Genomic DNA, 26,552 nt, shown 5'->3' on the forward strand with positions numbered 1-26,552 from the left:
GTTTTATATTATTGATTATTAGCATGAAAAAAGTATTTGTCGTATTGGTATTGATTTATTCTCAAGGTGTATTTGCCCAACCAAATACATTGTTCTTTAAAAAAGAGACAAAAATTGATGAACCTATTTGGACACAAACAAATCGCGCAGGTGTTGATATAAACGAAGTCGCGTTTGTAAATTGGAATTCCGGTGGAACCAATTCAATTTCGGCCTTATTTGCTTTTACAAGTATTCTTAAATATGAGTTTAGACATTTTCTTTGGGATAATAATTTTTCAGCACGATATGGTGTTAACGGTCAGCAAGATCAAGAATTAAGAAAAACAGATGATGTCTTTGAGATGCGATCGAGTTTGGGTTACCGCAAAAACAAGTTAACAAATTGGTATTATTCAGCACGCTTTAGTTTTAAATCGCAATTTTCAAATGGCTATGCTTATCCTAATACTTCAAATCCAATTTCAAGATTTATGGCACCTGGATATCTTTTTTTAGGAGGAGGAGCTGAATATGGGAAAAATATAGAAAAACTATCCACTTATTTTTCACCATTGACATTAAAGGCAACTTTTGTTCTTGATGAAGATCTGTCGAACGCTGGCTCTTTTGGGGTCATGCCAGCTGAATATGATAGTGAGGGTAATATAATCAAACAAGGCGAGCGTGTACGCAAGGAATTAGGGATGCTTCTGACTAGCGCTTATGAGACAACCTTATTTGAGAATATTTCAATTAAAAACTTTGTAAGTTTCTATACGGATTATATTAATGATTTTGGGAATGTTGATGTCGATTGGGAGGTTATTTTTGATTTTAAAGTTAATAGTTATGTCAAGGCAACTCTGGGATCGCATTTAAAATATGACAATGACGTTAAAATGCTGGTGGAGGTGCAAAATCCTGAAACAGCTGAAACCGAATTCGTTGAAGAAGGTGCCAGTGTTCAATGGAAGCAAATGCTTGGTGTGGGTGTGGTTGTTGATTTTTAATTAAAACCCTAAAATTGATTGACATATCTGTAATCTTCCAATTCGCTCATTTTGTTAATCAGTTTAGTACAGCCGTTTTTAATGAGATAAATGGCGTCTGAAACGTCTGTGACATCTTTATAACGGTGGTCAGTTAAAATCACGATTTTATCATGCTTTTGATGATTAATAAAAGCTTTTATCTTTTCAATATATAGTGGAGCAACTCCATTGAAGGGCTCGTCCAATAAAATAATGTCAGCAGTTTTGTTCAAAATCAAATAGATTTCTACAATTCGTCTTTCGCCACCGGATAGTTTGTTGAAACGCTGAAGCTTATATTTTTCAAACAGTGGAAATTCTTCGATAAAAGTATCCCAATTCACCTTAAAAAGCTTAAAAGCAGTAGCTATCTTCATTCTATTGGGTATAAAATCGTGTTGTGATAAAAAGGCAATTCTATTATTGAGATATAAAGGCTCAAGGATGGGTTTATTGTCAATTCGAATGAGTTTATACTTTGGTTCAAGTGACCCAAAAATAATATTGAGCAAGCAACTTTTTCCACATCCATTATGTCCCAGAATACCCGTTATACTTCCTGTTTCAGCCTTTAGATATATGCCGTTTAGGACGGATTTCTTTTTGTAATTTAGTTCAACATTGTCAATTTCCAATATCATATAAACTCACTAATTAGTAAAGTGAAAACCAGTGTTATAAAGATATCGATTAAAAAAATACTGGCGAAAAGTTTAAAAGTTGAAATTCCTAAATTTTTATAAAAAATGAGTTTCTGTTTTGCCTTGGTTTCAGTCACAAGATACCATAGAAAAATTGTTAGTAGTAATTTTGAAATAATGATAGGCGGTATAAACGGGCTGAAAATCAATAAAACAATATTGATTGCTAAAGACCATAGAAAATATGGTCTGTAAAAAAGTAGTATAGCCTCAAAGCGTTGCATGTTCAATGAAAACGAAAAAAATCAGGGTTTATTTTTTTGATTTTTTGATCTGAGATAAAAAAACAATCAATTCATAAATTATCGTATTTTTGCCACACAATTTAAGAAAGTAGATGTTAGAAAAACTTCAAATAATAAAGCAGCGTTTTGATGAAGTCAGCGATTTGATTATTCAACCAGATATCATTTCCGATCAGAAGCGTTATGTTGAATTGAATAAGGAATACAAGGATTTGCGTGTTCTTATGGATAAGCGTGATGCCTATATTGAATTGACAGATAATTTAAAGGAGGCGGAAGAAATTTTAGCTGATGGTAGCGATGCAGAAATGGTGGAAATGGCCAAAATGCAATATGAAGAAGCCAAAGAGGGTATACCAAAGTTAGAAGAGGAGATTCGATTTTTATTAATTCCAAAGGATCCAGAAGATTCTAAAAATGCCGTAGTAGAATTACGTGCAGGTACAGGTGGTGATGAAGCCAGTATTTTTGCAGGTGACCTATTTAGAATGTACTCAAAGTACTGTGAGAGTAAAGGCTGGAAGGTTGATACTGTTGATTTTAGTGAAGGGACTAATGGCGGGTTTAAAGAAATTCAATTCGAAGTAACTGGGGAAGACGTATATGGAACTTTAAAATTTGAAGCCGGTGTACATCGTGTACAACGGGTACCTCAAACGGAAACTCAAGGCCGTGTTCATACCAGTGCAGCGACTTGTATGGTATTTCCTGAAGCGGAGGAATTTGATATTGAAATAGACCCAAAAGATGTGCGTATTGATTATTTCTGTTCATCAGGACCTGGAGGTCAATCTGTTAATACCACTTATTCTGCTGTGCGTTTAACGCATATTCCAACAGGATTGGTAGCACAATGTCAGGATCAAAAATCGCAACACAAAAACAAGGAAAAGGCATTTAAGGTATTGCGTTCCAGGTTGTACGATTTGGAGTTGGCTAAAAAACAAGAAGAGGATGCTGCCAAGCGCGGTAGTATGGTTTCTTCGGGTGATAGAAGTGCCAAAATTAGAACTTATAATTACCCACAAGGTCGTGTGACTGATCATAGAATCGGATTGACACTATATGATTTGCAAAATATTGTGAATGGTGACCTTCAAAAAATAATTGATGAATTAATGCTTGCTGAAAACACTGAAAAGTTAAAGGCGAGCGACGAACATATTTAATTTAAGGCCTCTTTTTGAGGCTTTTTTTATAACATGACAACACAACAACTAACTGATCAAATCAAAAAAAAGAAATCATTTCTTTGTATTGGCCTTGATGTCGATTTGACTAAAATTCCGCAGCATCTTCTAAAGGAAGAAGATCCTATTTTTGCCTTCAACAAAGCTATAATAGACGCTACTCATCATTTATGTGTGGCTTATAAGCCAAACACCGCTTTTTATGAAGCTTATGGCATTAAAGGTTGGAAGGCTTTAGAGAAAACCATAAATTACTTAAATACCAATTATCCTGAAATTTTTACAATTGCTGATGCCAAGCGAGGAGACATAGGTAATACCAGTAGTATGTATGCTCAAGCATTTTTTGAGGATTTAGGTTTTGATAGTGTGACAGTGGCCCCTTATATGGGTAAAGATTCCGTTGAACCTTTTTTGACATTTGAAAATAAGCATACCATTTTACTGGCATTAACTTCCAATCAGGGAGCCTTTGATTTTCAAACTAAATCATTGGAAGGTAAAGAATTGTATAAGCAGGTTTTAGAAACTTCAAAAACCTGGAAGAACGCCAATAATTTAATGTACGTAGTTGGTGCTACAAAAGCTGAATTTTTACAAGAAATCAGACAAATAATTCCAGATAGTTTCTTATTGGTTCCAGGTGTTGGAGCTCAAGGAGGAAGCTTACAAGACGTTTGCAAGTATGGAATGAATGAGCAGGTTGGTTTGTTGATCAATTCATCCAGAGGGATTATTTACGCGTCAAATCAAGAAGACTTTGCTCAAGCAGCTGCAGCAAAGGCCCTAGAACTGCAACGAGATATGGAAACTATTTTAAAATAGTTTCAAAATGCAAGTCAAAGACCAACTTCAGAGAACTGTCCGTTTAGATAAAACGCCAAAACGTATTGTGTCTTTGGTACCCAGTCAAACAGAGTTGCTCTGTTATTTAGGTTTGGAAGATTTAATAGTTGGTGTTACAAAATTCTGTGTACACCCAAAAAATCTTTTGAAGGATAAAACCATAGTAGGGGGTACCAAGCAAGTTCATGTTGATAAAATTCAAGACTTACAGCCAGACATCATATTATGTAATAAAGAGGAAAACACAATACAAATTGTCAATGCATTGGAAGCGATTGCACCTGTCCATATTAGCGATATCAATGCTATTGAAGATTGTCTGGAATTAATTACTATCTATGGCCAAATATTTGCCGTTGAAGAGAAGGCGAGTAGCCTAATTGATAGTATTAAGAATGCGCAATCCAATTTTGAATTATCTACAAAGTCACAACCCAAGCCTATTGTTTCATATTTTATATGGAAAGACCCATGGATGGTAGTTGGAAAGGATACGTTTATAAATCACATGTTGGAATTGAATGGTTTTGAAAATTATTTTCAAAATCAATCACGATATCCTGAAGTATCTTTAGACAAGAAATATCCAGATATTGGTTTTGTCTTTCTTTCCAGTGAACCATATCCATTTAAGGAAGCACATTATTCACAAATTCAACCCTATTTTCCCAATGCGAAAATCATAATAGTTGATGGCGAGATGTTTTCCTGGTATGGAAGTAGATTATTGCAATCTTTTGATTACTTCAAAAAACTTCATTTGGATGTTTTAAAATAAAAACTCTAGTGGGTAGGTTGAATGGAATCTCTATCAAAGTAACTTAAACGATTTAATTCGTCCAATAATTTTAAAGCTTGGTATTCCGAAATATCACTTTCAGCAGAATCTGTTTGCCTTAAATTATAAGCATTCTCAATTAATTGCTTATAACGTTGTAAAAGTCTTTTACGATGGTTGGATATTTCAGACAAACTTTTCATCGAAGTTCTTATAGAAGAATAAATATATTTAAAATATTGTAATTCAGCAAATTAAAAATCAAAAAAATAACAAAAAAAATCGGCCTTGAAAAAGCACCGATTTTTTTAACTAACTAACTCTTACTCGTCCTGATTATGTGGAAGTAAATACTTTAATGAGAACACTGCAAATTTGATGATTTATTTGAAATCTAATGTTATGTTAATATTAGTAATATATTAAGATTCATTTAATAAATTGAATTTTTAAATTTTTGAAAATCATGAGATTATTTGTGTCTTTTTTAATTTGTTTAGTTACCTTATCGATACAAGCACAAGGAAATACTTGTAACTGCTGTAGTGAAAAATATTCTGAATTTGATTTTTGGATCGGTGAGTGGACTGTTATCAATCCGGATGGTTCCCAGGCAGGAACCAATACCATTACGAAAAGTCAAAATAATTGTTTGTTACAGGAAAATTGGAAAAGTGCCAATGGAAAAGTTACAGGAACAAGTAATAACTTTTATAATTATAAAACAGGCCAGTGGGAACAAATCTGGGTTGATAATTTAGGTGGTAGTTTACATCTCAAAGGGAACCGTGAAGGTGATAAGATGATTATGAGAACAGATGATGAAATCAACAAAAAAGGAGATACCATTTACCATAGAGTTACTTGGACCTTGAATAAAGACGGTTCGGTGCATCAGTTTTGGGAGACCATAACCAATAACAAAGATATTACCGTAGCTTTTGACGGTTTATACCGAAAGAAAGTTAATTAGTATTAATCCTGTAACGCAAATACTTTACGCAATAAATCAGTTGTTCTTGATGATATTTTAGTGCGAATTTCTTGTTCTTCAACGGCAATCATTTTGTAAACACCTTTTAAGGCTTCACCTGTAACGTAATCAGTTAGATCAGGATTGACATCTGCCGTGAAAGGGATAGCGTTGTATTTGCTGATCAAATTTTCCCAAATAGCATCAGCGCCAACCTTACTGAATGATTCATTAATTACAGGGTGAAATTTGTTGTAGAGACTCGTTTGTGTCCGATTCTCTAAATAAGAAGTGGCAGCTCTATTATCACCTAATAAAATATTTTTAGCATCATTGAATGTAATGCCTTTTACAGCATCTACAAAAATAGGGGTGGCCTCTCCAACAGCATCTTCAGCCGCTCTGTTTAATACCTTAAGGCCTTCATCAGCCAAATTGCCTAAACCTATATCACGAAGCACTTTGTCCACTTTCTGAAGTTCTTCAGGAAGTAAAATTTTGACCAATTCATTTTTAAAATAGCCATCTTTTAAAGAGAGCTTGCTGACTTGTTTGTCAATTCCTTGGTCCAAAGCTTCACGTAGACCAGAAGCAATTTCGGCATTGCTTATTCCAGTCGTGTTCTCTGGTAACTGATTGACAACTTCCTGCAGTTCAGCACAAGCGGTTAGATTTAAAATAAGTACAAAGGCTAACAATTTACGTATCATAGTATTGGGTTTATTATCTTTAACAAAGATAAAAGTAATCTTATGAAACCTATTCAATTATTATGCCTAATTATTTTTATGTTATTAGTTGGCTGTGATAAAAAAACAATACAAAATGTTGAAGAACCTTATGAAACTTCAAAGCAGTATATTACCGTATTAGGTATTGCTCAAGATGCTGGTTATCCGCAAATAGGATGTGAAAAAAAATGTTGTGCGCCTTTTTATAGAGGTTTGGAGGATAGGAAGCTAGTTTCTTGTTTAGGTTTAGTAGATTTAGATAAGAAAGGTAAGTGGCTATTTGATGCCACTCCAGATATAACCGAACAAGTTCAAACTTTAAAAGAAAAGCATTTAAATAATGATAAATTAATTGATGGTGTTTTTTTGACGCATGCACACATTGGGCATTACACGGGTTTGATGTATTTTGGAAGAGAAGCCATTGGTGCGAATAGAATTCCTGTTTATGCTATGCCAAGAATGAAATTGTATCTTGAAAATAATGGTCCGTGGAGCCAACTAATAACATTGGATAATATTGATATAAAAGCCTTGCAAAGTGATTCTACAATCGTTTTAAATGCCAACTTAAAAGTCACGCCCTTATTGGTGCCACATCGCGATGAATATTCTGAAACAGTAGGTTATAAAATTGAAGGGAAAAATAAATCGGCTTTATTCATACCAGATATTGATAAGTGGAAAGTATGGAGCCGTAATATCATCGATGAGGTCAAAAAAGTGGACTATGCTTTTTTAGATGCCTCTTTCTTTGCTGATGGCGAATTGGAGCGTGATATGAGTAAAATTCCGCATCCGTTTACCACTGAAACAACATCTTTGTTTGAAAGCGAATCGCTAGAAACTAAAAACAAGATTCATTTTATACATTTCAATCATACCAATCCAGCTATAAAAGAGACTCATCCGTTGAAGGATAGTCTTCAGAATCTAGGTTTTCGCTTTCCAAAAGAAGGCAGTCTTTTTGAGCTTTAGACTGTTAGATAATTATTAAAAACAGGAATATTTTTTTGAATATTTCGTAATTTTGCCGCACTAAAAAATCAGATTCATAATTCATGAAACAAGTAGCACCCTATAAACCAAAGCATAAAGTTAGAATAGTCACCGCAGCCTCATTATTTGATGGGCATGATGCCTCAATTAATATCATGAGACGTATCATTCAGGCAACTGGTGTTGAGGTCATTCATTTAGGACATGATCGCAGTGTTGAGGAAGTGGTCAATACAGCTATTCAAGAAGATGCCAATGCTATTTGTTTAACGTCTTACCAAGGAGGTCATAACGAATACTTTAAGTATATGCATGATTTGTTGGCAGAACGTGGTGCAGGGCATATTAAAATTTTTGGCGGCGGCGGCGGTGTGATCCTACCTTCTGAAATTAAGGAACTCATGGATTATGGTATTGACCGTATTTATTCTCCAGATGATGGTCGTGAAATGGGTTTACAGGGTATGATTAATGATTTGGTTGAAAAATCTGATTTTGCCATTGGTGACTCATTAAATGGGGAAGTAGATAGTTTAGAAAAGAAAAACCCAAAAGCTATTGCAAGAGTGATTTCTTCAGCGGAAAATTTTCCTGAAGTCGCTAAAGATTCATTAGAGAAAATACATAACAAAAATAAAACTTCTAAAACACCAGTATTAGGAATAACGGGAACTGGTGGTGCAGGTAAGTCGTCCTTGGTTGATGAATTAGTACGCCGATTTTTAATAGATTTTCCAGAAAAAACCGTTGGGTTAATTTCAGTAGACCCCTCAAAAAGGAAAACAGGAGGTGCTTTATTAGGCGATAGAATTCGCATGAATGCCATTAATTCACCACGAGTTTATATGCGAAGTTTGGCAACCAGACAATCCAATCTGGCATTATCTAAATATGTACATGAAGCGGTTGAGGTACTTAAGGCTGCTGAATACGATTTAATCATTTTGGAAACATCGGGTATCGGTCAATCGGATACGGAAATTATTGAACATTCTGATGTGTCGCTATATGTTATGACACCTGAATTTGGTGCGGCAACCCAATTGGAGAAAATCGATATGCTTGATTTTGCGGATTTGGTAGCCATTAACAAATTTGACAAACGTGGGTCATTAGATGCCTTACGCGATGTCAAGAAACAATACATGCGTAATAATAATCTTTGGGACATCCCACAAGAGGAATTACCAGTTTATGGAACAATAGCCTCTCAATTTAATGATCCAGGGATGAATACCCTATATAAAGCTGTGATGGATAAATTGGTGGAAAAAACAGAAACCGATTTAAAATCCACTTTTCATATTTCAAACGAAATGAGCGAAAAGATTTTTGTTATTCCACCTTCTAGAACGCGTTATTTATCTGAAATTGCAGAAAACAATCGGGCCTATGACAAAACAGCTAATGAACAGGTTGATGTTGCTCAAAAATTATATGGCATTTATAAAACTATAGAGTCTGTTTTAGGAAAGACACCTAAATTAGATAAAGCAGGGGTTGATTCAAAATCTGTTGAATCTAATAAGCAGCCAGATTTTGTAAAGTTATTGGTTGGCGAGTTTGATCGTGTTAAATTAAATTTAGACCCTTACAACTGGGAAGTTATTTTAGGTTGGGATGACAAAGTCAATAAATACAAAAACCCAGTCTATTCCTTTAAAGTTCGTGATAAGGAAATTAAAATAGAAACCCATACGGAGTCACTGTCACATTTGCAAATACCTAAAGTGGCACTACCAAAGTATCAGGCCTGGGGTGATATTTTAAGATGGACATTACAAGAAAATGTTCCTGGCGAATTTCCATTTACTTCAGGATTATATCCTTTTAAGCGTACAGGAGAAGATCCGGCACGTATGTTTGCTGGTGAAGGTGGACCCGAACGTACAAACAAGCGCTTTCATTATGTGAGCCAAGGTATGCCAGCCAAGCGTTTATCGACAGCATTTGATAGTGTGACTTTGTATGGTAATGATCCTGATTTACGCCCGGATATTTATGGTAAAATAGGTAATGCTGGTGTGAGTATTTGTTGTTTAGATGACGCCAAGAAATTGTACTCTGGTTTTAATCTAGCAGATGTTATGACTTCTGTGAGTATGACCATTAATGGTCCAGCTCCAATGTTATTAGGATTCTTTATGAATGCGGCCATTGATCAACAATGTGAGATTTATATTAAAGACAATGGACTTGAAAAAGAAGTAGAAGCCAAGATTGCCAAAATATACAAGGAAAAAGGCGTGGAGCGCCCAAAATATAATGGAGATTTACCTGAAGGCAATGATGGATTGGGCTTAATGTTATTGGGTGTTACCGGAGATCAAGTGTTGCCAGCAGATGCTTATCAAGAGATTAAAACCCGAACGATTGCGCAGGTTAGGGGAACGGTTCAAGCAGACATTTTAAAGGAAGACCAGGCTCAAAATACCTGTATTTTTTCAACGGAATTTGCTTTGCGATTAATGGGTGATGTTCAAGAATATTTTATTGACAATAACGTCCGTAATTTTTACTCGGTTTCCATTTCAGGATATCATATAGCAGAAGCGGGAGCCAATCCTATTACGCAATTGGCTTTAACCTTATCAAATGGTTTTACCTATGTGGAGTATTACTTATCAAGAGGAATGGATATTAACAAGTTTGGACCAAACCTATCGTTCTTCTTTTCGAATGGTATTGATCCTGAATATGCCGTTATTGGTCGTGTAGCACGAAAAATTTGGTCGAAAGCCATGAAGTATAAATATGATGCCAATCCAAGAGCTCAAATGCTCAAATATCATATTCAAACTTCTGGACGTAGTTTGCACGCGCAGGAAATTGACTTTAATGATATTCGTACAACACTTCAGGCACTATATGCTATTTATGATAACTGTAATTCATTACATACAAACGCTTACGATGAGGCCATTACAACGCCTACAGAAGAATCTGTGCGTCGTGCTATGGCTATTCAGTTGATTATAAACAAGGAGTTAGGACTTGCTAAAAATGAAAACCCAATACAAGGTTCGTTTATTATTGAAGAATTAACCGATTTGGTTGAGGAGGCTGTATTAATGGAATTTGATAGAATCACAGAACGCGGTGGCGTGTTGGGAGCTATGGAAACTATGTACCAGCGTAGCAAGATTCAGGAGGAAAGCTTATACTACGAAACCTTGAAACATAATGGACAGTTCCCAATCATTGGAGTTAATACATTTTTAAGTTCAAAAGGGTCTCCAACGGTTCAGCCTGCTGAAGTCATTCGTGCGACTGAAGCTGAAAAGCAATATCAAATTAAAACGCTAGAGAACTTACATAAAGGTAATGACACGACGGCCTTATTAAAAGAATTACAACAAACAGCTATTAACAATCAAAACATATTTGAAGCACTAATGGATGTCTGTAAAGTATGCTCTTTAGGACAAATTACAGATGCGTTATTTGAAGTTGGTGGACAGTATCGTAGAAATATGTAATGTTATTTTTTATCAAATACTCTTTTTAGAGCAATACCCAATTTAAACCCAGAAATAGTAAAGGCATTTTGAATGCGCCTCAAATAGGTCCATTCACTGTCGTTGTCCTCCTTGTCATTATCGGCTGTGGTTATCCCGACTGGAATGGTCGTAATTTTCTTTTTGGTATTTTGTTCAAAGATGTGAAGTTTTAATTTAACTTTTGAAGGTGATTTTGCAATGCCTATATCATATCCTGCATAAATCCATGACACTTCAACCAGCATATAATAATTGGTGCTCAAGGATTCATCTAAAGAAAAAATGGGAGCTTGATAGCGTTCTAATGTTTCATTGAGTTTGGAAACGTAAGCCTCTTGCCATAAAAAGTCTTTATGTTTAAAATAGGCATTGGTCCAACCTGTGCTATCCTTTTGTCTAGAGGCCATTTTTTCCTTGAAATAATCAATAAAGGCTATTTCCGAAAGGTTGTCAGCATTAAATGATAGATTATCATACTTGAATTTAACCTGAACATGGGTTTCGTTTTTTAGAAATTCCAGTTTTTTCTTGTCAATTTTAATATGTTGGGAAAATGCAGAAAGGCTAATTGTTGTTAAAACAACCCATAAGATATATTTCATGGATATCTATTAAAGATTCATGTTAAATATAGAAAAAGAGCACTAAAGAGTCAACATCCAGGTGTGTTGTAATTTTTTGAATTTTTGTAGTTCAGAACGCAACAAAGGCAGGTAATCCTTGCCATTACTATTGCAGTCTTCCAAACGTTTTACATTTTTGTTTAAGAGCGAAGTTAGACGTTTAATAGAGGCGATATGCTTGTGTTTTTTTTCTGTGTAGCGTTCCTGTTCCGCTTTTTCAATTTCAGGAGCCAATGACACGGATTGCTGCACAATATCTCCTGAAAAGTAAATATGGTCATCTTCTGCACCATTGGGTAGTAATCCATTTAAATCTTGATTCAAATAAGTAGAAATACTTCTGGATAGGATGATAATTTCCATAGCCTTCTGATATATAGGCGAATGGAACAAATTTGATGGCGCGTTTGATAACATGATTATAATAGCAATTTTATCAAAATTACTTACTAACGCTGAATTTATTATTTAATATTTAATGTGAAATTGTATATTTGATTTAATTATTAATTATTTTAAGGTATTTTTATTTAAAATGAGTATTGATTCGTTAAACTGGAAGATTCTTGGTTGTTTGCAACAAAATGCCCGCATGAGTAATGCAGAAATAGGACGGCGGGTTGGGATAAGTTCGCCGGCTGTTTCAGAACGTATCAAGAAAATGGAAGATTTGGGGATTATTCAGGATTATCATACAACTGTTTCTCCTTTTGATGTGGGGTATCAATTAAAAGCCCTTATAACCATTCGTGCTTTTATGGGTATGTTAAAACCCTTTTTGGAAAAGGTTAAGACTTATGACGAGGTTATCAATTGTTACCGGATTACCGGGAACGAGAACATTGTCATGGAAGTGGTTTTAAAAAACCAAAAGCATCTGGAAACGTTTATAGATCAACTAATTGTTTATGGTGAAGCTAAAACACAGATTGTGCTATCACATGTTGTGAAGCACAATCCGGTTAAGCCATTAAAATAAGGTTAATCCTCATCATTATCATCTTCATCATCATTAAATGGAATGTCATCGTCTGGATCATGTTCATCATATGCTATTCCAGGTGGGTTGAATAATCCCCAACGATCAATAATATAGTTCCAAGGGTCGAAAGTTTTTACCCATTCGGCAAACAAAATTCGAAAATCTTCCATTTCTTCACGCAGAACATCCAAATATTCAGTTTCTTTAAATCCGAAATGCTCTAGAGTCGATAAATCTGTAAGTATTTCTCTGGCTGCCTTTCTAATTAGGGTCGCATTCTCCATTTTTATATCATATAGAACATTTTCATCACTAGCTCCTGCAATTTTAGCAGGAAGTATGAGCGAATTATCAACGAGATAGTTTATGCTATCATCGATCATTTTGCCATCTTCTTCCGTTTCAAAAAACATTTCGGACTCCATGGTTATTTCAACAATAGAATCAACAAGTTTTCTGATACTTTCTGCTTTTTGAAATATCGGTGAGTTTTCCCAAAATCTATTCATGACTCAATTCATTTTTAGCTTTTAAATATCGCTTTAATATCCATAATAAAAAAGCACAAATCATACCAAGTCCTGTCATTATGTACCAGGTGTTGTCAAATCCGAGGTGATCCACCAATTGCATGCCGGCATTATGTCCAAAAATATGGGCTATCGAGAATGAAATGGTGTATAAAGCCATATATTCTCCTTGATTTCCTTTCTTGGCACGTTCCATAGCAAATGCATTGGAAAATGGAAAGGCTATCATTTCGCCCACTGTCATAAATAACATACCTGCCAACAAGATACCAACCCACGAAGTGAGATTTAGTACCAAAAAGCTTGCTGCCGTCAAAAATGCTCCAACCAACATTAGAAATGGCTTGGAATATTTTGTGTTTTCCAACCACTTAATGAGTGGCATTTCCAATAAGAAAATAAAAGCACCATTTAACCCCAATAATAGCCCTATTTCCAATTCGTTTAAAGTATGTGCATTTTTGTAATAAATGGGCATGGTTGAAAAATATTGTAAAAAGATGATTCCAAATATGGTCATGGATGCCAGAAACATCCAAAAGACTTTATCCTTATAAGCCGACTGCGGATTATCATTAATGACATTGTCAACAATCCTAGCTTTTTTAGGGTTTAAAACATTTATAAGTAGCAAAGTTGCCAAAATACAGGTAATGCCATCTACCCAAAACAAACCACCATAGCTCATAGTTGTAATGATTAAGCCTCCTAAAGCAGGTCCAGCTGAAAAACCGAGGTTTATTGCCAATCGTATTAAGGTTACGCTTCGTGTTTTGTTTTCAGGTTTACTATAGGCACTTAATGCCACGTACATAGCTGGACGAAACATATCAGCAACCAACATTACCAAGAAAATACCCAAACAAATACTAACGAATGTATTTAAAAACTGAAGTCCTATAAATAGGATACCTGTAGTCAACAAGCTTCTAACCATCACTTTGTAGTAACCAATGGTGTCGGTTAATTTACCACCTAGCCACGAACCTACAAAAGAACCTAAACCAAATGCTGACATAATCCAACCAACATCTGAAGGTTCAAAATGCAAATCCTCTGTAAGATAAAGTGATAAAAAGGGGATGACCATAGTACCAGCCCTGTTTATAAGCGTTATCAAGGCTAACCACCAAACTTCCCGAGAGAGTCCTTTGAACGTATTTAAGTAATTGTTGAATAAAGTTTTCATTTTGATTGATTGTTATAAAAATAAAAAGTCCGACGATATCGTCGGACTTTTCTATATTGTTAATTTGTATGTTTATATCATCATAATATATAGCTAGCCCAACTCCTTTTCAAAGAGGTCTGTCTTTTAGTATATGTTACGATGCAGTTTTGCATAATTTTTCTATTTGTTAACCAAAACTAGGTAAAAAAACTTTAAGTTGTATTTTTGAAAACGAAAAAAATAGAAAATGAAAAAACTTTTTGTCCTTTTTTTGATAGTTTCCGTAAGTGCTTGTGCTCAAAAAAAAGAGCCCATTACTGGAGAAACCGATTGGCAACGTGAAATGAATGCCAATTTTAAAGATGCTTCAAAATCACCATTAAAAGATAAGGACCGAAAAACATTTATGGGACTCGATTTTTTTAAGTTTGATTCCATTTATGTGGTTCATGCGACATTAACAAGGACCCCAAATGAAAAACCCTTTAAAATGAAAACCACAACAGAACGGCTACCTGAATATGTCAAGTATGGCGTTGTTTCCTTTGAACTTCACGGTGAAAATCATCAATTGAATATCTATCAGAATATAGGATTATTGTCAAAACCTGGTTACGAGGATTATTTGTTTTTGCCTTTTTTGGATAATACCAATGGTGAGGAAAGCTATGCTGGAGGTCGTTATGTGGAATGTCGTATTCCAGAGGGCAATAGTCTAACCATTGATTTTAACACGGCTTATAATCCGTATTGTGCCTACAATGAAAAATATTCCTGTCCTATTGTTCCCAGAGAGAATTATTTAGATACTAAAATTGAAGCAGGGGTTAAGGCCTTTAAAAAACATTAAACGAACTTTACGACATACATTCCAAAAAATACGGCTAGAAAACCGATAATAAAACTTGCAATGGTATAGATTGCAAAACTGGTAAAATCACCAGACTTCAGTAAAACATGGTTTTCATAAGCAAATGTTGAGAATGTGGTAAATCCACCACAAAAACCTGTTGCCAATAGCAGCGTTTGGTTGGAGTTAAGGGTGTCGTTTTTAGCTGCCAAACCTAGAATAATTCCTATGAGTAAACTACCTAAAATATTAGCAGTGAATGTACCATAAGGAATGCCAGATTCATGACTATTTAGGAACTTACCAATGATGTATCGGAGAACACTTCCAACGCCACCACCAAGAAAAACGAGAAGCAGGTTTTTCATTTATTCCTCAATTGCGATATAAATTTCCGTAATCCAATCGGCTGGATTAGGTTTGGATTCTGGATCGGTTAGATAAACCTCTAGCATAGGTCCGGTTTCTTTAGGAATCAATTGATAGTTTTCAATATATCTAAAAGTTTCATCCCAGGCCTCTTTTAAGTTGGTGTAATTCCCTTTTAAGGTTGTCTTGACTGCTTTAAACGGCTCCAGTTGACCACTTAAAATATCGCTTTCGGTAGTAATTACTTGATTGGTAGTAGGAATGCAACATGAAAATATGACTGCATTGTTGGCTTCATCCCATTTGTGGTAATTTACGTATGGCGCTCCTGCCATAGCAATCCTATTTTTCATAGCGTAGCTGCCAATTTTTGACAACATTTCGGTCATTTTTGTTTCAAGGTCATCCATTTTACAGGATGTCGTATTGTAAATATAATATCCGCCACCATGATTGGCTAAACCATCTACTTTAACAGAATATTTCATCATAGATTCTACAATGAGGCTATCTAATTTTTCTAACCCACGTTCAAAATCGGGACCTATCATATTGTCAAAACCTCCAGACACTAGAGCTGTTGCTTTAAACATAAAAGGCACTTTGTCACAATGCATTTTCCATGTAACATTGGTTTTCCCGTCCTCTGAAGGCTCAAAATTCCAAGTGATATTTGAGGGTTCAAAATCTCCAAACTGTAATTCCTGTTCTATGGATTGGTTCGGATTGGTTGTCAATGTGGTCATTTTTCCTGACCCATGAGAATCAACCCAACTGTAAGACCCTCCAACACCAGCAGTAGTATCACCCAAGGTAATAACCGTTTTAGGATCTTTTTCTACCCAGCTTGACCAAGCTTCCCAATTTTTAAAATCAATAACATTATTGTATATAACAGCTGAAGGAGCGTTAATGGTTCGTGTTCTTTTAACCTCAAAGAAATTTGGCTGAACGGCAATATAGATAGATATGCCTATCACTAAAATCAATATGGCAAAGAGAAGGTATTTGATTGCTTTCATTGTTGTTAAGTTAGTTTACCAAATATAGTAAAATTTGCAGGTATTTTTCGTAAAGGGAAAAGGTGATAAATAAAAGAACCTCCAAATGGGTTGGAGGTTCCGAATAAATAGCTTTAATAAAAAATACTCCCTATTTTATTTTAAAACTATATAAACTTATTTAATATAATGACACTATAAAATACCCGATAGTGGGTATTTTATGCCATTAAAAAGGTCTAAGTTCTTAAACTTAGACCTTTTCAACAATTTAATAACGTGGTTATTTTTTAAGAATTTTTTGGGTGGTTGAAAACTGCTCATTCTCCAATTTCAACACATATATACCTGGTTGCAGGTTGTTTGTGTCAATTCTGGAAGTTTCTGAATAAATATTTTGATTTGTTATTTTACGGCCCCTTAAATCATAAATCGTCACTGTGGAATTGATGGCATTTTCCATTTTAATGTTTATATAATTTGTCGTGGGGTTAGGATAAATGCTAATGTCTTTTGATGTGAAATTATCAATACTTAAAGTTCCGCCAACATCAACAGTAATGCCAGATCGTGTGACAATAAATCCAGGTACATCAGGATTGGTTATCTGGCAAGAATATACTCCGGAATCCGAAGGTTGGGCGTTTACAATAGTATAGGTTGATTGATCGGCGCCATCAATAGAAACATCATCCTTAAACCATTGGTAAATATTATCCGTTCTTAAATTTGAGCCCACTCGAGTAGTTCCTGGTACATCGGTAAGTGTTAATGTAATATCTTCTCCTACATCAGGTGTAACCTCTTCTGGAGGGTCTATAGTGTACTGTGGCTCAAATATGAAATTTGGAATATTGGCTTGATATGTTGCGAATTCATCTGCAATATCGTCAAAATGAAAAAAGTTTTTTTCAATACGTAATGTCTCTAATGGTAATGCAGTCAAATCAGGAAAGTCTCCACTGTAAACACTGGAAGCCCATTCAGAACTGTCTCCAACACCTCCAATAAGGTATAGTTCCCTCAAATTAACCAAATTTTGAAATGATGCTGGAATAGTACCAGATAATCCATTTTGATTGAGCCATAAAATCTCTAAATTGGTAAGATTCCCTATTTCTGGAGGTATGGTACCAGAAAATGTATTTGGAGACATATCCAACATAACTAAATTAGTAAGATTGCCTATTTCTGGAGGAATATTTCCAGTAATTTGATTAGCCCATAGACCTAAGCTGGTTAGTTCTGGAAAATCACCAATTTCAGTAGGCAATGTCCCAGTTAAATTGTTGCTTCCTAATGTAATTTCAGTGACATGACCAACACCACCAATATTTTCAGTTGTAACACCATACCAGTTATAAACAGGTTCTGCACTATTCCAGTTGGTATTATTGGTCCAGGAACCACCGTTGGTACTATTGTAAAGTGCAATTAAGGCATCTCTTTCACTACCAGGTACAGCTAATGGTGTTTCATTAGTGAATATTATGTTTGTTAACGCATCAGATATAGGCCTATGTATCAGAACGTAGTAGTTGTTTCCCGAAACAGGAGTGAATGTAGTACCCGGAGTAAAGGCACAAGCTGATACAGTAGTTAACTCCGTTTCATCTGTTATACTTAAACTAGGAGCGCTAAACACAATTGCAAAAGTTTGCCCTAATGCCCCTGCACTTGAATCTTCAAGATTGATTTCAACGGGATAAGAGTTTGTGGCAGTAAATTTATAATAAACAAGATTATAGTTGCCTACGGGACATCCAGCAGGCGATATACCACTTGCTGTGGCTAAATCCATTCTAATATTGCTATCGGTATAGGGGAAGGTATTTATCAATGTGGCATTTTCCAGTAGGTCGTTTACCTGGAACCTGACCAAAGGAAACCAAAGTAATAAGTGTTGTAAAGAATAGTAGTGTTTTTTTCATAATTTTGAAATATTGATTAGCGTTCATAAAGTTAAAATGATGAATACTGTTATGAAATACTCAATTTGAGTATTTTTATTTCAAATTTAGAAGATGTGAATACGGCAAACCATACCCATTAATAGGTATTTTTAAAAATCGTACTTTTTTTCCAAAGCATATCGCATGAGCTCACCTTTGCCTTGAAGACCTAGAATTCGAATCATATTCTTTCTGTGTGTATCAACAGTTTGTACGCCAATAAAAAGTTCATCCGCTATTTCTCGAGACGTTTTCCCTTGAGCAATGAGTTCTAAAATTTGATTTTGCCTCTTTGTGAGTAGTTTTTTATTATTGCTTTTATTGTCAAGGTTTTTAATGTTGATTTTGGCATCATAGTAGTTATAGTCATTTGCAACCGTATGAATGGCTTCACGAACTACTTCTAATGCAGAATTCTTTAAAATATACCCATCGGCTCCGGCTTCAAGCATTTGGTTTACGGCTTCGCTTTGGTCGAACATGGTAAATGCGATGACTTTAGTTTTTGGAAATTCTTTTTTAATGTGTTTTGTAGCTGTGATACCATCCATTTTCGGCATACGTATGTCAGTTAGGATTACTGATGGTTGTTTAAGCCGTACGAGTTTTAGAAGAGTCTCGCCATCATTGGCGGTTCCAACTATGGATATGTCTTCCTCGTATTCTAACAGCAGTTTTATTCCATCAATCAACGATTGGTGGTCTTCAGCAATGGCTAGTCGTATCATATTGGAATGTCAATAATTATGGTTGTTCCTTTGTTTATTTCAGATTCAATGGTCATAGAGCCATTTAGATGTTCCACCCGTTTGTTTATACTACTGATCCCCATACCTTTTTTTGTTTTGGTTATTTGATTTGGATTGAAACCAATACCATTATCTTCTACCATAATGTTAAGCGAGTCATCATGATTGGTTAAATGAATATTGACTTCGGTTGCATAGGCGTGCTTAATTACATTGGTGATTAATTCCTGAATAACTCTGAAGATGGTCAATTCTAAACTGTTTTCCAATCTGTTCTCTAAACCGTGGTCAATGACTTCAATATTAATCTTATTGGATACCGATAGGTTTTGAGCCATATCCTTGACCGCTTTTAGAAGACCTTGCTTGGCAATGACGCCTGAATTTTTGGCGTGGGCAATACTTCGTATTTTTTGATAAGCTTGATCGAGTAGGTCATTGGTTTTTTCAAATAGGTCTGTTGTTTGTTTTTCCTTAAGACTATTAAAATGCCATTTTACAGTGGTCATCAAACTGCCTAGATCATCATGCAGATCATTGGCTATACGCTGACGTTCTTTTTCCTGACCAGCTATCATGGCGTCTATAGACAGTAATTCCTGTTCTTTTAATACCGTTGCTAATTTTTGTGTCTGGAGTTCTTTTTCCTGTTCAGCCAGTTTTTGTTTGCGTTTGGTGATTTTGTGTTGCTGAATTGCAAATAGGCTTCCACTGAATAAAATAAAAACAGCTGCAAAAAGAAGGTTCCTATTTTGTTTGCGCTTTGTTTCGCTTTCAAGATTGTCAGCACGAAGTTTTTCGTTGTCATACTGCTCTTTGATATTAGCAATTGCTTGCCTTTGTTCTTGGATGTTTAGGCTGTCGGTAAATTGGTTAGCTAGTAATAAATTTTCATAAGCTTGTTTATAGGTGCCTTTGAGGGCATACATTCTTGATAGATTTTCCCTTATTTTTTTATTGTTGTGAATACCATTTTCTTCAGCGGAAACACTATCGGCTTTAAGATAATATATTTCGGCTTCATCGTAAGATTCCTGATTTTTGTAAGAAACACCTAGATTAAGAAAGACATTGAAATAAGATTTTTTAGAGCTGAAATGGGGGTGTTTTTTTAAAAAATCTAAACTTTTTTGGTAATAGAAAATGGCAGAATCGGATTTTAGAAAGTTGTCCTCGAATAAAGCTCCCAAATTATTATATGTGTAAAGTAAGTAAAGACTGTCTGATATAGAAAAGTCATACTTAAGAATTTGTCTAAAATGGGATAGCGCTTCATTGTTTTTATCTCTATAATAATAATAGTTTCCTAAAAGGAATCTATGGATAATCTTAAAATGGGAGTTATTATACTCATTGGCATATCTTTCTAATAAATTGAGGTACTCAAGATTGTAGAAATTGTCGTTGTTGTAATCATAAGTTTGCCCTAAAGCAGCTAGACTATGAAGTATTGTAATGGAATCATTAACTTTTTCAGCTTCTTTAAATGCCTCATAACTTTTTTGGAAAAATAGAGAGTCGTTATTAGTGATTTTGTTGTAAAAGCCATCAAAGTATAAAAGCCTACAGTATTCTCTTTGCGGTAGTTTTTTTTGACTTAATTGCATAATATAAAAACCCATGGAATCAGGGTTTCGCAATCTGCTATGATAAACAAGTCTAAAAAAGCTTTTATGGGTTTTAGAGTTATTTATTTTGCTTTCAAGCAATTTGATGGGAGTAGCGGCATCAAAAAAAACATATGCCGAATCATTTTGCCCAAAAACTATAGGGCAATAACTGATCCAAAACCATATAGTATAGAGCAGTTGTTTCACAAACTAACTTGATTTACATTTTAGGGTAATAGGAGAGCCTTGAATTTCAGATTCTTTTTTCTTTTTAATTACCACTTCATTGTTACAACCGTAACCTAGAAATATAACTATAACTGTTACTGTAGAATTAGGATCTTTGGACATACCTGTTTTCTTGACAGGCAAATATTCTAAATTTTTGCTCGTATAATCACCTCCTGAACATTCATAAGTTATAATATTGTCTTTGGCAGATACTTCAACAAGAGTTGCTTTTTCTGGGTAGGGAATAGTATATTCTACTTTTCCTGATACAGTATCATAACCATAATATTTGTCAGAATCTATAGCGCAATCGGATGAACAAAAATCAAAAACAGCTACGTCAGGATTTTGAGATTTATCTTTACAACTGTTTAGGCTTAAAATTAAAGAGATGAACAAAAAGGTAAAAGAAATTTTCATAATAGGGCTGTTTAGTTTTCTCAAATATTAAAATAAATAATAGACCGCAACATACCCATTAATGGGTAAAAATAGATTATACGAATATGGTCGGTTCTGAAGCGTTTATCAAGTTAGGTATTTTCCTACTGGAAAACAAGCTTGATAGCTGTAATAAACAATATAAAGGAAATAAAGGCAATCAACACCCAAATACTACCTTTGTAATGTTTTTTGTGAAGTTGGATATCCTTTCTGTAGGCGTAAATGAGCACCACTATAAAAACAATGGCAAATAAAATCCCAAAAACTAATTGACCTTTTGTAAACATATCCTTAATTTTATGCAAATTTAAATAAAATATATTGATGAAGGATAAAATTGAAGCTGTTAAAATGTTCCATAAAGCCTTTAAAATTGGGCATAGAGAGACTCCGAAAGCCGATTTGGGTCTGGAAAAGAACATGTTACGTTATAAGTTAATGCGCGAGGAAAATGAAGAATATTTAGAAGCGGCCAATAACAATGATTTGGTTGAGGTTGCCGATGCTTTGGGTGATATGCTTTACATTTTATGTGGAACCATTATTGAACATGGATTGCAGCATAAAATTGAAGAAGTTTTTGACGAAATTCAACGCAGTAATATGAGCAAGTTGGGTGAAAATGGCGAGCCTATTTACAGGGAGGATGGTAAGGTTCTAAAAGGCCCCAATTACTTTAAACCTCATATTGAAGAAATACTCAATAAATAAAAAAGCAGCCATTGGGCTGCTTTTTTCTATTTTACTGGATATCGCCATCCGTGTTTATCTTCCGATAGATTATGTTGAATATTAAGCAATTGTTTTTTAAACATAGCTGCATATGAATCATCTAAATCCGGTATTTCATAAGTTGTTCCAGCATGCTCAAAAGCCGATACTGGACTAATAACTGCAGCAGTTCCCGTTCCAAAAATTTCCTTTAAGGAACCATTCCTAGCGGCTTCTTTTATTTCCTCAACTTTGATACGCCTTACTTCCATATCAATATTATTGTCTTCGGCTAATTGAATAACACTTTTTCTGGTGATACCATCCAATATTCTGTCACTGGTAGGAGCCGTTATTAGCTTATCATTTATTCTGAAGAAAATATTCATGGTACCAGCTTCTTCCAAATATTCATGTGAATTAGCATCCGTCCAAATAATTTGTTGGAATCCTTTGGCTTGAGCCAAGCTGGTTGGATAAAATTGCGCACCATAATTTCCTGCTGCTTTGGCAAAACCAACACCACCATCGGCAGAACGGCTATACTTTTCAGCAATCAATACACGTACCTTTCCAGTATAGTAAGCTTTGGCTGGCGAGCAAATAATCATGAATCTGTAATTGCTTGAAGGTGCCGCTGCAATAGCCGAATCAGTAGCTATGGCAAATGGTCTGATGTATAGTGAATTTCCAACACCTGGCTTAACCCATGCTTTGTCGAGATTAAGAAGCGTCAAGAGTCCATTCATAAAATATTCTTTTGGGAATTCAGGAATGGCCATTCTTGCTGACGATTTATTAATACGGCTATGATTATCTTCTGGTCTGAATAGAAAAACCTCACCATTGTCATCTTTATAAGCCTTCATGCCTTCAAATACGGCTTGCCCATAATGAAACACACGTGCCGAAGGATCAATGGTCATGGGTTGATACGGCATTATTTGTGGCTGTTGCCATTTTCCATCAATAAAGTCGCACAAAAACATGTGGTCCGTGAAAATCCGACCAAAATTGATGTTGTCAAAATCTACATCATGAATTTTCGTTTTTTCTGCTTTTACTATATCGATTTCGTTAATGTCTGCTTCTATCATTTTAATTAGGTTTTTTGGTGATGCAAAAGTACTTAATTTCGCCCTTATAAAAAACATAATATTTCCTTAAATAAATTGTATATTTGGGCAAATTTTTAAAAAATAAATTTAGAATTATGAAAAACATATTGTCCCTTTTATTGCTTGTATTTATAGTGGTTTCTTGTAAGAATGAACCTAAAGCTACTGAAGTTGAAACGACTGAAGTTACCGAAACGGAAACTCAAGAGGTTGCTTACGCATCTTTTGGTGAAAAAATTGAAGCTGATGATGCTGTGAGAGTGGCTGAAATGTTAGAAAAATTTAAGGCTATGCAAGTAGGTGATAGTACAGCTGCTAAATTGGTTGGTAAGGTGAATGAAGTTTGTCAAGCAAAAGGCTGTTGGATGCGTGTTGATTTAGGTAATGACGAAGAAGTGATGGTGAAGTTTAAGGATTATGGTTTCTTTATGCCAAAAAACATAGCAGGTAAAGATGTCATTATGCAAGGGCAGGCTTATGTTTCTGAAGTTTCTGTTGAAGAGCAACGTCACTATGCTGAAGATGCTGGAAAATCTGAAGAAGAAATAGCGGCTATTACCGAACCAAAGCGTACCTATTCATTTATGGCCGATGGTGTGCTATTGATTGAAGAATAAATGAAACAATTTATAGTAATATTATCCCTTCCGGTTCTTGTTTTTAGTTGTCAAAATAAGGCTGAAGAGCCTGTAAAGACTTCTGAAAGTGACAAGATTGTTTATGATATGTATGAGCCGTCAGAAATGGCCAATCTCATGAACCAGATGTATGCGCACAACCTCCAGGTTAAGCAAGATATTCTAGACGGCAAAACACCAACCGAATTCCCGATGGATTTCATGAAAATCCATACAGCCGAGTTGTCTGATTTCAAAGACCGTAATGAGGTTTTTGAGAGTTTTTCCAATGTGTTTTTAAATGCCGAACGTGAAATTTTCAACGAGGATTCTGAAGTTCCTGTAGAAGAGCGTTTCAATAATGCTGTAAATGTTTGTATTTCCTGTCATCAAACCGAATGTACAGGTCCAATCCCACGTATTCAAAAGCTACTAATTAAATAGGGTTGAAACGTAAAATCATTACGACTGCAGACGGTTCCAAGACCATACAAATTGAAGATTGGAACGAGCAGTACCATTCCATACATGGCGCATTCCAAGAAGCTGTGCATGTCTTCATTAAGCATGGTTTGCGACATGTGATTGATCATGGGAATATTTCTGAACCTATATCTATTCTTGAGATGGGTTTTGGAACTGGACTCAATGCGATGCTAACGCTTCAGGAAGCTCAAAAACTGAATACCTCTGTTAACTATGTGGGAATCGAAGCTTATCCTGTCTCGCAGGAAGAGATTAATCAATTGCAATACGAAGCACTGTTTGGAAGTGATAGTCAATCATTTTTAAATATGCATGCGCAGAAATGGGAAGTTCCTAAATCTATATCACCCAATTTTACCTTGACCAAGTGTCAGCAATTTTTTCAGGATATCACTGATACCAATACTTTTAATCTGATTTATTTTGATGCTTTTGGCGCACGCGTGCAACCTGATTTGTGGACCGAAGCCATTTTTTCAAAAATGTATCAGGCTTTAAAACCTCAAGGTGTTTTGGTAACCTATTCGGCTAAAGGTAGTGTGAGACGTGCCATGCAAGCCGTAGGTTTTGAGGTGGAACGCCTGCCTGGGCCTCCTGGAAAACGTGAAATGCTTCGAGCAACGAAGCATTCGGCGAACATGTGAGCCAAATGTTCTCTTCAATGAAGCATTCGATAAGCTTGCGAGCCAAATGCTTCGAGCAATTAAGAATTAGCGAAATTTAAGCAGCGTATTTACTTTACTGTTAACAACCGTTAAATCTGTTAAACCTTAATTAAACCAAAGACCTTTGGGTAAACTATTCCGTATCTTTACAAAAAATTGTTTATGAAGGTTCTCATTACAGGAGCAACGGGTTTAATTGGTCAAGCTATTGTAAAACAATGCTTGGAAAAGGGTTGGGCAGTCCATTATTTAACGACGTCAAAATCTAAAATCGAAAACTCAAATACTTACAAAGGCTTTTATTGGAACCCCAAAGATCACGTAATTGATGAGGCTTGTTTTGATGGTGTGGACACCATCATCAATCTGGCAGGTGCAAGTATTGCCAAACGCTGGACGGAATCTTATAAACAAACGATTTTGGATAGTCGGATTAACACCTTAAGATTGCTTTACAGCAAACTTTCTGCTACAAAACATACCATTAAACAATTGATTTCTGCCAGTGCCATTGGTGCTTATCCAGATTCTTTGACCAATTATTACGAAGAAACTTTTCCAAGCTATTCCAATAGTTTTTTAGGAGCCGTTGTTGAAAAGTGGGAGACTGAAGTTGATGCTTTTAATGCGTTGGATATCACAGTTTCCAAAGTGCGTATTGGTTTGGTGTTAGATGCCCAAGAAGGCGCCTTGCCACAGATTGTCAAACCCACCAAGTTTGGAATGGGAGCGGCTTTTGGCAGTGGTAAGCAATGGCAATCCTGGATACATGTTGATGATTTGGCAGGTATCTTTATGTATGTAGCCCAGCACCAATTGGCTGGTGTCTTTAATGGGGTTGCACCAAATCCGGTGAGTAATACTGAATTGACAAAAGCGGTTGCCAGTACCTTAAAACGCCCTTTAATATTGCCCAACATCCCAAAAGCGATGATGAAACTGCTATTGGGCGAGATGCATATACTCTTATTTGAAAGCCAACGGGTGAGTTATAAAAAAATTGAAAATACGGGCTTTGAATTTCAATTTGTGAATTTAAAACCTGCTTTGGAAGATTTGCTGTAGTTTTTCAACCCTTACTTCTATGGGTTTATATTCAAGTGGGTTTGCATGTTGCATACTTTTACGGGAATAGTCAATCAAAAGTCTGGAATGCTTAATCAAAACTCTAGAATGCTTAATCAAAAGTCTGGAACGCTCAATCACAACTCTGGAACGCCTAATCAAAAGTCTGTACCGTTCAATCACAAGTTTGTACCACTTAATCAAAACTTTGTACTAGTCAATCAAAAGTGGAACATGGCCCATCAAAACTTTGCGGTAGCTAATCAAAACTCTGGAATGCTTAATCAAAAGTGGAACATGGTCAATCAAAAGTGGAACATACTCAATCTAAAGTAGAACATGGTCAATCAAAGGTGGAACATGGTTAATCAAAAGGAATTATAGACGGTGTTGGCAGCCGTT

General features: G+C 35.4%; 30 protein-coding genes. 16 read left to right on the top strand and 14 right to left on the bottom strand.

Annotated features, from left to right (window positions below; all coding sequences use genetic code 11):
* Positions 1-23 precede the first annotated feature (23 nt).
* Positions 24-992 carry a DUF3078 domain-containing protein gene (locus ACKXGU_RS12440; RefSeq protein WP_463465608.1) on the top strand — a complete coding sequence of 323 codons (969 nt, stop codon included), beginning with the start codon at positions 24-26 and terminating at the stop codon, positions 990-992.
* A gap of 8 nt (positions 993-1,000) precedes the next feature.
* Here ACKXGU_RS12440 and ACKXGU_RS12445 read toward each other — a convergent pair whose 3' ends face one another.
* Positions 1,001-1,654 carry an ATP-binding cassette domain-containing protein gene (locus ACKXGU_RS12445; protein ID WP_463465609.1) on the bottom strand — a complete coding sequence of 218 codons (654 nt, stop codon included), beginning with the start codon at positions 1,652-1,654 and terminating at the stop codon, positions 1,001-1,003.
* 397 nt (positions 1,655-2,051) lie between these two features.
* Here ACKXGU_RS12445 and prfA point away from each other — a divergent pair, with 397 nt between their 5' ends.
* From prfA to ACKXGU_RS12460, 3 genes are read left to right on the top strand one after another with little or no spacing between them, the layout of a single operon-like run.
* Positions 2,052-3,128: a peptide chain release factor 1 gene (gene prfA / locus ACKXGU_RS12450; protein WP_103051907.1), complete on the top strand. Its 1,077-nt coding sequence runs from the start codon at positions 2,052-2,054 to the stop codon at positions 3,126-3,128.
* 33 nt (positions 3,129-3,161) lie between these two features.
* Positions 3,162-3,974, top strand: coding sequence for an orotidine-5'-phosphate decarboxylase (gene pyrF / locus ACKXGU_RS12455; RefSeq protein WP_463465610.1), 813 nt, complete (start codon positions 3,162-3,164; stop codon positions 3,972-3,974).
* 7 nt (positions 3,975-3,981) lie between these two features.
* Complete coding sequence (locus tag ACKXGU_RS12460; RefSeq protein WP_463465611.1) at positions 3,982-4,773, top strand: ABC transporter substrate-binding protein; 792 nt, start codon at positions 3,982-3,984, stop codon at positions 4,771-4,773.
* 5 nt (positions 4,774-4,778) lie between these two features.
* Here ACKXGU_RS12460 and ACKXGU_RS12465 read toward each other — a convergent pair whose 3' ends face one another.
* On the bottom strand, positions 4,779-4,976 hold the full coding sequence (locus ACKXGU_RS12465) for a Lacal_2735 family protein (protein WP_463465612.1): 198 nt from the start codon (positions 4,974-4,976) through the stop codon (positions 4,779-4,781).
* Positions 4,977-5,239: 263 nt separating this feature from the next.
* On the opposite strand from ACKXGU_RS12465, the gene ACKXGU_RS12470 reads away from it, so the two are divergent.
* The gene (locus ACKXGU_RS12470) at positions 5,240-5,746 is read left to right on the top strand and encodes a hypothetical protein (RefSeq protein WP_463465613.1); all 507 of its coding nucleotides are present in this window, start codon (positions 5,240-5,242) and stop codon (positions 5,744-5,746) included.
* Positions 5,747-5,748: 2 nt separating this feature from the next.
* Here the strand turns inward: ACKXGU_RS12470 and ACKXGU_RS12475 are convergent, their stop codons facing one another.
* Complete coding sequence (locus ACKXGU_RS12475) at positions 5,749-6,456, bottom strand: DUF4197 domain-containing protein (protein ID WP_463465614.1); 708 nt, start codon at positions 6,454-6,456, stop codon at positions 5,749-5,751.
* Positions 6,457-6,498: 42 nt separating this feature from the next.
* On the opposite strand from ACKXGU_RS12475, the gene ACKXGU_RS12480 reads away from it, so the two are divergent.
* Both ACKXGU_RS12480 and ACKXGU_RS12485 read left to right on the top strand, forming a co-directional pair.
* On the top strand, positions 6,499-7,455 hold the full coding sequence (locus ACKXGU_RS12480; RefSeq protein ID WP_463465615.1) for an MBL fold metallo-hydrolase: 957 nt from the start codon (positions 6,499-6,501) through the stop codon (positions 7,453-7,455).
* Between the two features lie 83 nt (positions 7,456-7,538).
* On the top strand, positions 7,539-10,955 hold the full coding sequence (locus tag ACKXGU_RS12485) for a methylmalonyl-CoA mutase family protein (RefSeq protein ID WP_463465616.1): 3,417 nt from the start codon (positions 7,539-7,541) through the stop codon (positions 10,953-10,955).
* Positions 10,956-10,957: 2 nt separating this feature from the next.
* On the opposite strand, the gene ACKXGU_RS12490 is transcribed toward ACKXGU_RS12485, so the two are convergent.
* Positions 10,958-11,578: a hypothetical protein gene (locus ACKXGU_RS12490; RefSeq protein ID WP_463465617.1), complete on the bottom strand. Its 621-nt coding sequence runs from the start codon at positions 11,576-11,578 to the stop codon at positions 10,958-10,960.
* A 42-nt stretch (positions 11,579-11,620) separates the two neighbouring features.
* Positions 11,621-11,962 (bottom strand): hypothetical protein, encoded by a 342-nt coding sequence (locus ACKXGU_RS12495; protein WP_463465618.1) that lies wholly within the window; start codon positions 11,960-11,962, stop codon positions 11,621-11,623.
* A gap of 172 nt (positions 11,963-12,134) precedes the next feature.
* On the opposite strand from ACKXGU_RS12495, the gene ACKXGU_RS12500 reads away from it, so the two are divergent.
* Positions 12,135-12,578 carry an Lrp/AsnC family transcriptional regulator gene (locus tag ACKXGU_RS12500; RefSeq protein WP_463465619.1) on the top strand — a complete coding sequence of 148 codons (444 nt, stop codon included), beginning with the start codon at positions 12,135-12,137 and terminating at the stop codon, positions 12,576-12,578.
* Positions 12,579-12,580: 2 nt separating this feature from the next.
* On the opposite strand, the gene ACKXGU_RS12505 is transcribed toward ACKXGU_RS12500, so the two are convergent.
* Complete coding sequence (locus tag ACKXGU_RS12505; protein WP_463465620.1) at positions 12,581-13,090, bottom strand: hypothetical protein; 510 nt, start codon at positions 13,088-13,090, stop codon at positions 12,581-12,583.
* Positions 13,083-14,300: an MDR family MFS transporter gene (locus tag ACKXGU_RS12510; protein WP_463465621.1), complete on the bottom strand. Its 1,218-nt coding sequence runs from the start codon at positions 14,298-14,300 to the stop codon at positions 13,083-13,085. The genes ACKXGU_RS12505 and ACKXGU_RS12510 overlap by 8 nt, the downstream gene beginning before the upstream one ends.
* A gap of 229 nt (positions 14,301-14,529) precedes the next feature.
* On the opposite strand from ACKXGU_RS12510, the gene ACKXGU_RS12515 reads away from it, so the two are divergent.
* On the top strand, positions 14,530-15,132 hold the full coding sequence (locus ACKXGU_RS12515) for a DUF1684 domain-containing protein (protein WP_463465622.1): 603 nt from the start codon (positions 14,530-14,532) through the stop codon (positions 15,130-15,132).
* Here the strand turns inward: ACKXGU_RS12515 and crcB are convergent.
* The 6 genes from crcB to ACKXGU_RS12545 all read right to left on the bottom strand — a co-directional run bounded on the left by crcB (position 15,129) and on the right by ACKXGU_RS12545 (position 21,464).
* Positions 15,129-15,500 carry a fluoride efflux transporter CrcB gene (crcB, locus tag ACKXGU_RS12520; RefSeq protein WP_463465623.1) on the bottom strand — a complete coding sequence of 124 codons (372 nt, stop codon included), beginning with the start codon at positions 15,498-15,500 and terminating at the stop codon, positions 15,129-15,131. The two genes, ACKXGU_RS12515 and crcB, sit on opposite strands and share 4 nt — an antisense overlap.
* Positions 15,501-16,523: an SRPBCC family protein gene (locus ACKXGU_RS12525; RefSeq protein WP_463465624.1), complete on the bottom strand. Its 1,023-nt coding sequence runs from the start codon at positions 16,521-16,523 to the stop codon at positions 15,501-15,503. It abuts the gene before it with no gap.
* Positions 16,524-16,785: 262 nt separating this feature from the next.
* Positions 16,786-18,303: a T9SS type A sorting domain-containing protein gene (locus tag ACKXGU_RS12530; protein ID WP_463465625.1), complete on the bottom strand. Its 1,518-nt coding sequence runs from the start codon at positions 18,301-18,303 to the stop codon at positions 16,786-16,788.
* Positions 18,304-18,564: 261 nt separating this feature from the next.
* Positions 18,565-19,182 (bottom strand): response regulator transcription factor, encoded by a 618-nt coding sequence (locus ACKXGU_RS12535; protein ID WP_463465626.1) that lies wholly within the window; start codon positions 19,180-19,182, stop codon positions 18,565-18,567.
* Positions 19,179-20,825: a tetratricopeptide repeat-containing sensor histidine kinase gene (locus ACKXGU_RS12540; protein ID WP_463465627.1), complete on the bottom strand. Its 1,647-nt coding sequence runs from the start codon at positions 20,823-20,825 to the stop codon at positions 19,179-19,181. Before ACKXGU_RS12540 ends, ACKXGU_RS12535 begins: the two co-directional genes overlap by 4 nt.
* 198 nt (positions 20,826-21,023) lie before the next feature.
* The gene (locus tag ACKXGU_RS12545) at positions 21,024-21,464 is read right to left on the bottom strand and encodes a hypothetical protein (protein ID WP_463465628.1); all 441 of its coding nucleotides are present in this window, start codon (positions 21,462-21,464) and stop codon (positions 21,024-21,026) included.
* 86 nt (positions 21,465-21,550) lie between these two features.
* On the opposite strand from ACKXGU_RS12545, the gene ACKXGU_RS12550 reads away from it, so the two are divergent.
* The gene (locus ACKXGU_RS12550) at positions 21,551-21,742 is read left to right on the top strand and encodes a hypothetical protein (RefSeq protein WP_463465629.1); all 192 of its coding nucleotides are present in this window, start codon (positions 21,551-21,553) and stop codon (positions 21,740-21,742) included.
* 70 nt (positions 21,743-21,812) lie between these two features.
* The gene (locus ACKXGU_RS12555) at positions 21,813-22,199 is read left to right on the top strand and encodes a pyrophosphohydrolase domain-containing protein (RefSeq protein ID WP_463465630.1); all 387 of its coding nucleotides are present in this window, start codon (positions 21,813-21,815) and stop codon (positions 22,197-22,199) included.
* Between the two features lie 26 nt (positions 22,200-22,225).
* On the opposite strand, the gene ACKXGU_RS12560 is transcribed toward ACKXGU_RS12555, so the two are convergent.
* The gene (locus tag ACKXGU_RS12560) at positions 22,226-23,296 is read right to left on the bottom strand and encodes a branched-chain amino acid aminotransferase (RefSeq protein ID WP_463465631.1); all 1,071 of its coding nucleotides are present in this window, start codon (positions 23,294-23,296) and stop codon (positions 22,226-22,228) included.
* A gap of 116 nt (positions 23,297-23,412) precedes the next feature.
* Here ACKXGU_RS12560 and ACKXGU_RS12565 point away from each other — a divergent pair, with 116 nt between their 5' ends.
* The 5 genes from ACKXGU_RS12565 (at position 23,413) to ACKXGU_RS12585 (ending at position 26,486) form a co-directional block, all read left to right on the top strand.
* Positions 23,413-23,934 (top strand): DUF4920 domain-containing protein, encoded by a 522-nt coding sequence (locus ACKXGU_RS12565; protein ID WP_463465632.1) that lies wholly within the window; start codon positions 23,413-23,415, stop codon positions 23,932-23,934.
* The gene (locus ACKXGU_RS12570) at positions 23,935-24,378 is read left to right on the top strand and encodes a hypothetical protein (RefSeq protein ID WP_463465633.1); all 444 of its coding nucleotides are present in this window, start codon (positions 23,935-23,937) and stop codon (positions 24,376-24,378) included.
* Positions 24,379-24,380: 2 nt separating this feature from the next.
* Positions 24,381-25,064: a tRNA (5-methylaminomethyl-2-thiouridine)(34)-methyltransferase MnmC2 gene (mnmC2, locus tag ACKXGU_RS12575; RefSeq protein ID WP_463465634.1), complete on the top strand. Its 684-nt coding sequence runs from the start codon at positions 24,381-24,383 to the stop codon at positions 25,062-25,064.
* Positions 25,065-25,247: 183 nt separating this feature from the next.
* Positions 25,248-26,150 carry a TIGR01777 family oxidoreductase gene (locus tag ACKXGU_RS12580; RefSeq protein ID WP_463465635.1) on the top strand — a complete coding sequence of 301 codons (903 nt, stop codon included), beginning with the start codon at positions 25,248-25,250 and terminating at the stop codon, positions 26,148-26,150.
* Positions 26,151-26,195: 45 nt separating this feature from the next.
* Positions 26,196-26,486, top strand: coding sequence for a hypothetical protein (locus tag ACKXGU_RS12585; protein WP_463465636.1), 291 nt, complete (start codon positions 26,196-26,198; stop codon positions 26,484-26,486).
* Positions 26,487-26,552: the final 66 nt, after the last annotated feature.

The sequence above is a fragment of the Hanstruepera sp. CR43 genome (assembly GCF_055227665.1).

What these genes read in the sequence shown, in the direction of transcription:
- ACKXGU_RS12440 (WP_463465608.1), top strand. Translation starts at nt 24, where the DNA reads ATGAAAAAAGTATTTGTCGTATTGGTATTGATTTATTCTCAAGGTGTA.
- ACKXGU_RS12445 (WP_463465609.1), bottom strand. Translation starts at nt 1,654, where the DNA reads ATGATATTGGAAATTGACAATGTTGAACTAAATTACAAAAAGAAATCC.
- prfA (WP_103051907.1), top strand. Translation starts at nt 2,052, where the DNA reads ATGTTAGAAAAACTTCAAATAATAAAGCAGCGTTTTGATGAAGTCAGC.
- pyrF (WP_463465610.1), top strand. Translation starts at nt 3,162, where the DNA reads ATGACAACACAACAACTAACTGATCAAATCAAAAAAAAGAAATCATTT.
- ACKXGU_RS12460 (WP_463465611.1), top strand. Translation starts at nt 3,982, where the DNA reads ATGCAAGTCAAAGACCAACTTCAGAGAACTGTCCGTTTAGATAAAACG.
- ACKXGU_RS12465 (WP_463465612.1), bottom strand. Translation starts at nt 4,976, where the DNA reads ATGAAAAGTTTGTCTGAAATATCCAACCATCGTAAAAGACTTTTACAA.
- ACKXGU_RS12470 (WP_463465613.1), top strand. Translation starts at nt 5,240, where the DNA reads ATGAGATTATTTGTGTCTTTTTTAATTTGTTTAGTTACCTTATCGATA.
- ACKXGU_RS12475 (WP_463465614.1), bottom strand. Translation starts at nt 6,456, where the DNA reads ATGATACGTAAATTGTTAGCCTTTGTACTTATTTTAAATCTAACCGCT.
- ACKXGU_RS12480 (WP_463465615.1), top strand. Translation starts at nt 6,499, where the DNA reads ATGAAACCTATTCAATTATTATGCCTAATTATTTTTATGTTATTAGTT.
- ACKXGU_RS12485 (WP_463465616.1), top strand. Translation starts at nt 7,539, where the DNA reads ATGAAACAAGTAGCACCCTATAAACCAAAGCATAAAGTTAGAATAGTC.
- ACKXGU_RS12490 (WP_463465617.1), bottom strand. Translation starts at nt 11,578, where the DNA reads ATGAAATATATCTTATGGGTTGTTTTAACAACAATTAGCCTTTCTGCA.
- ACKXGU_RS12495 (WP_463465618.1), bottom strand. Translation starts at nt 11,962, where the DNA reads ATGGAAATTATCATCCTATCCAGAAGTATTTCTACTTATTTGAATCAA.
- ACKXGU_RS12500 (WP_463465619.1), top strand. Translation starts at nt 12,135, where the DNA reads ATGAGTATTGATTCGTTAAACTGGAAGATTCTTGGTTGTTTGCAACAA.
- ACKXGU_RS12505 (WP_463465620.1), bottom strand. Translation starts at nt 13,090, where the DNA reads ATGAATAGATTTTGGGAAAACTCACCGATATTTCAAAAAGCAGAAAGT.
- ACKXGU_RS12510 (WP_463465621.1), bottom strand. Translation starts at nt 14,300, where the DNA reads ATGAAAACTTTATTCAACAATTACTTAAATACGTTCAAAGGACTCTCT.
- ACKXGU_RS12515 (WP_463465622.1), top strand. Translation starts at nt 14,530, where the DNA reads ATGAAAAAACTTTTTGTCCTTTTTTTGATAGTTTCCGTAAGTGCTTGT.
- crcB (WP_463465623.1), bottom strand. Translation starts at nt 15,500, where the DNA reads ATGAAAAACCTGCTTCTCGTTTTTCTTGGTGGTGGCGTTGGAAGTGTT.
- ACKXGU_RS12525 (WP_463465624.1), bottom strand. Translation starts at nt 16,523, where the DNA reads ATGAAAGCAATCAAATACCTTCTCTTTGCCATATTGATTTTAGTGATA.
- ACKXGU_RS12530 (WP_463465625.1), bottom strand. Translation starts at nt 18,303, where the DNA reads ATGGATTTAGCCACAGCAAGTGGTATATCGCCTGCTGGATGTCCCGTA.
- ACKXGU_RS12535 (WP_463465626.1), bottom strand. Translation starts at nt 19,182, where the DNA reads ATGATACGACTAGCCATTGCTGAAGACCACCAATCGTTGATTGATGGA.
- ACKXGU_RS12540 (WP_463465627.1), bottom strand. Translation starts at nt 20,825, where the DNA reads ATGGGTTTTTATATTATGCAATTAAGTCAAAAAAAACTACCGCAAAGA.
- ACKXGU_RS12545 (WP_463465628.1), bottom strand. Translation starts at nt 21,464, where the DNA reads ATGAAAATTTCTTTTACCTTTTTGTTCATCTCTTTAATTTTAAGCCTA.
- ACKXGU_RS12550 (WP_463465629.1), top strand. Translation starts at nt 21,551, where the DNA reads ATGGTCGGTTCTGAAGCGTTTATCAAGTTAGGTATTTTCCTACTGGAA.
- ACKXGU_RS12555 (WP_463465630.1), top strand. Translation starts at nt 21,813, where the DNA reads ATGAAGGATAAAATTGAAGCTGTTAAAATGTTCCATAAAGCCTTTAAA.
- ACKXGU_RS12560 (WP_463465631.1), bottom strand. Translation starts at nt 23,296, where the DNA reads ATGATAGAAGCAGACATTAACGAAATCGATATAGTAAAAGCAGAAAAA.
- ACKXGU_RS12565 (WP_463465632.1), top strand. Translation starts at nt 23,413, where the DNA reads ATGAAAAACATATTGTCCCTTTTATTGCTTGTATTTATAGTGGTTTCT.
- ACKXGU_RS12570 (WP_463465633.1), top strand. Translation starts at nt 23,935, where the DNA reads ATGAAACAATTTATAGTAATATTATCCCTTCCGGTTCTTGTTTTTAGT.
- ACKXGU_RS12580 (WP_463465635.1), top strand. Translation starts at nt 25,248, where the DNA reads ATGAAGGTTCTCATTACAGGAGCAACGGGTTTAATTGGTCAAGCTATT.
- ACKXGU_RS12585 (WP_463465636.1), top strand. Translation starts at nt 26,196, where the DNA reads ATGTTGCATACTTTTACGGGAATAGTCAATCAAAAGTCTGGAATGCTT.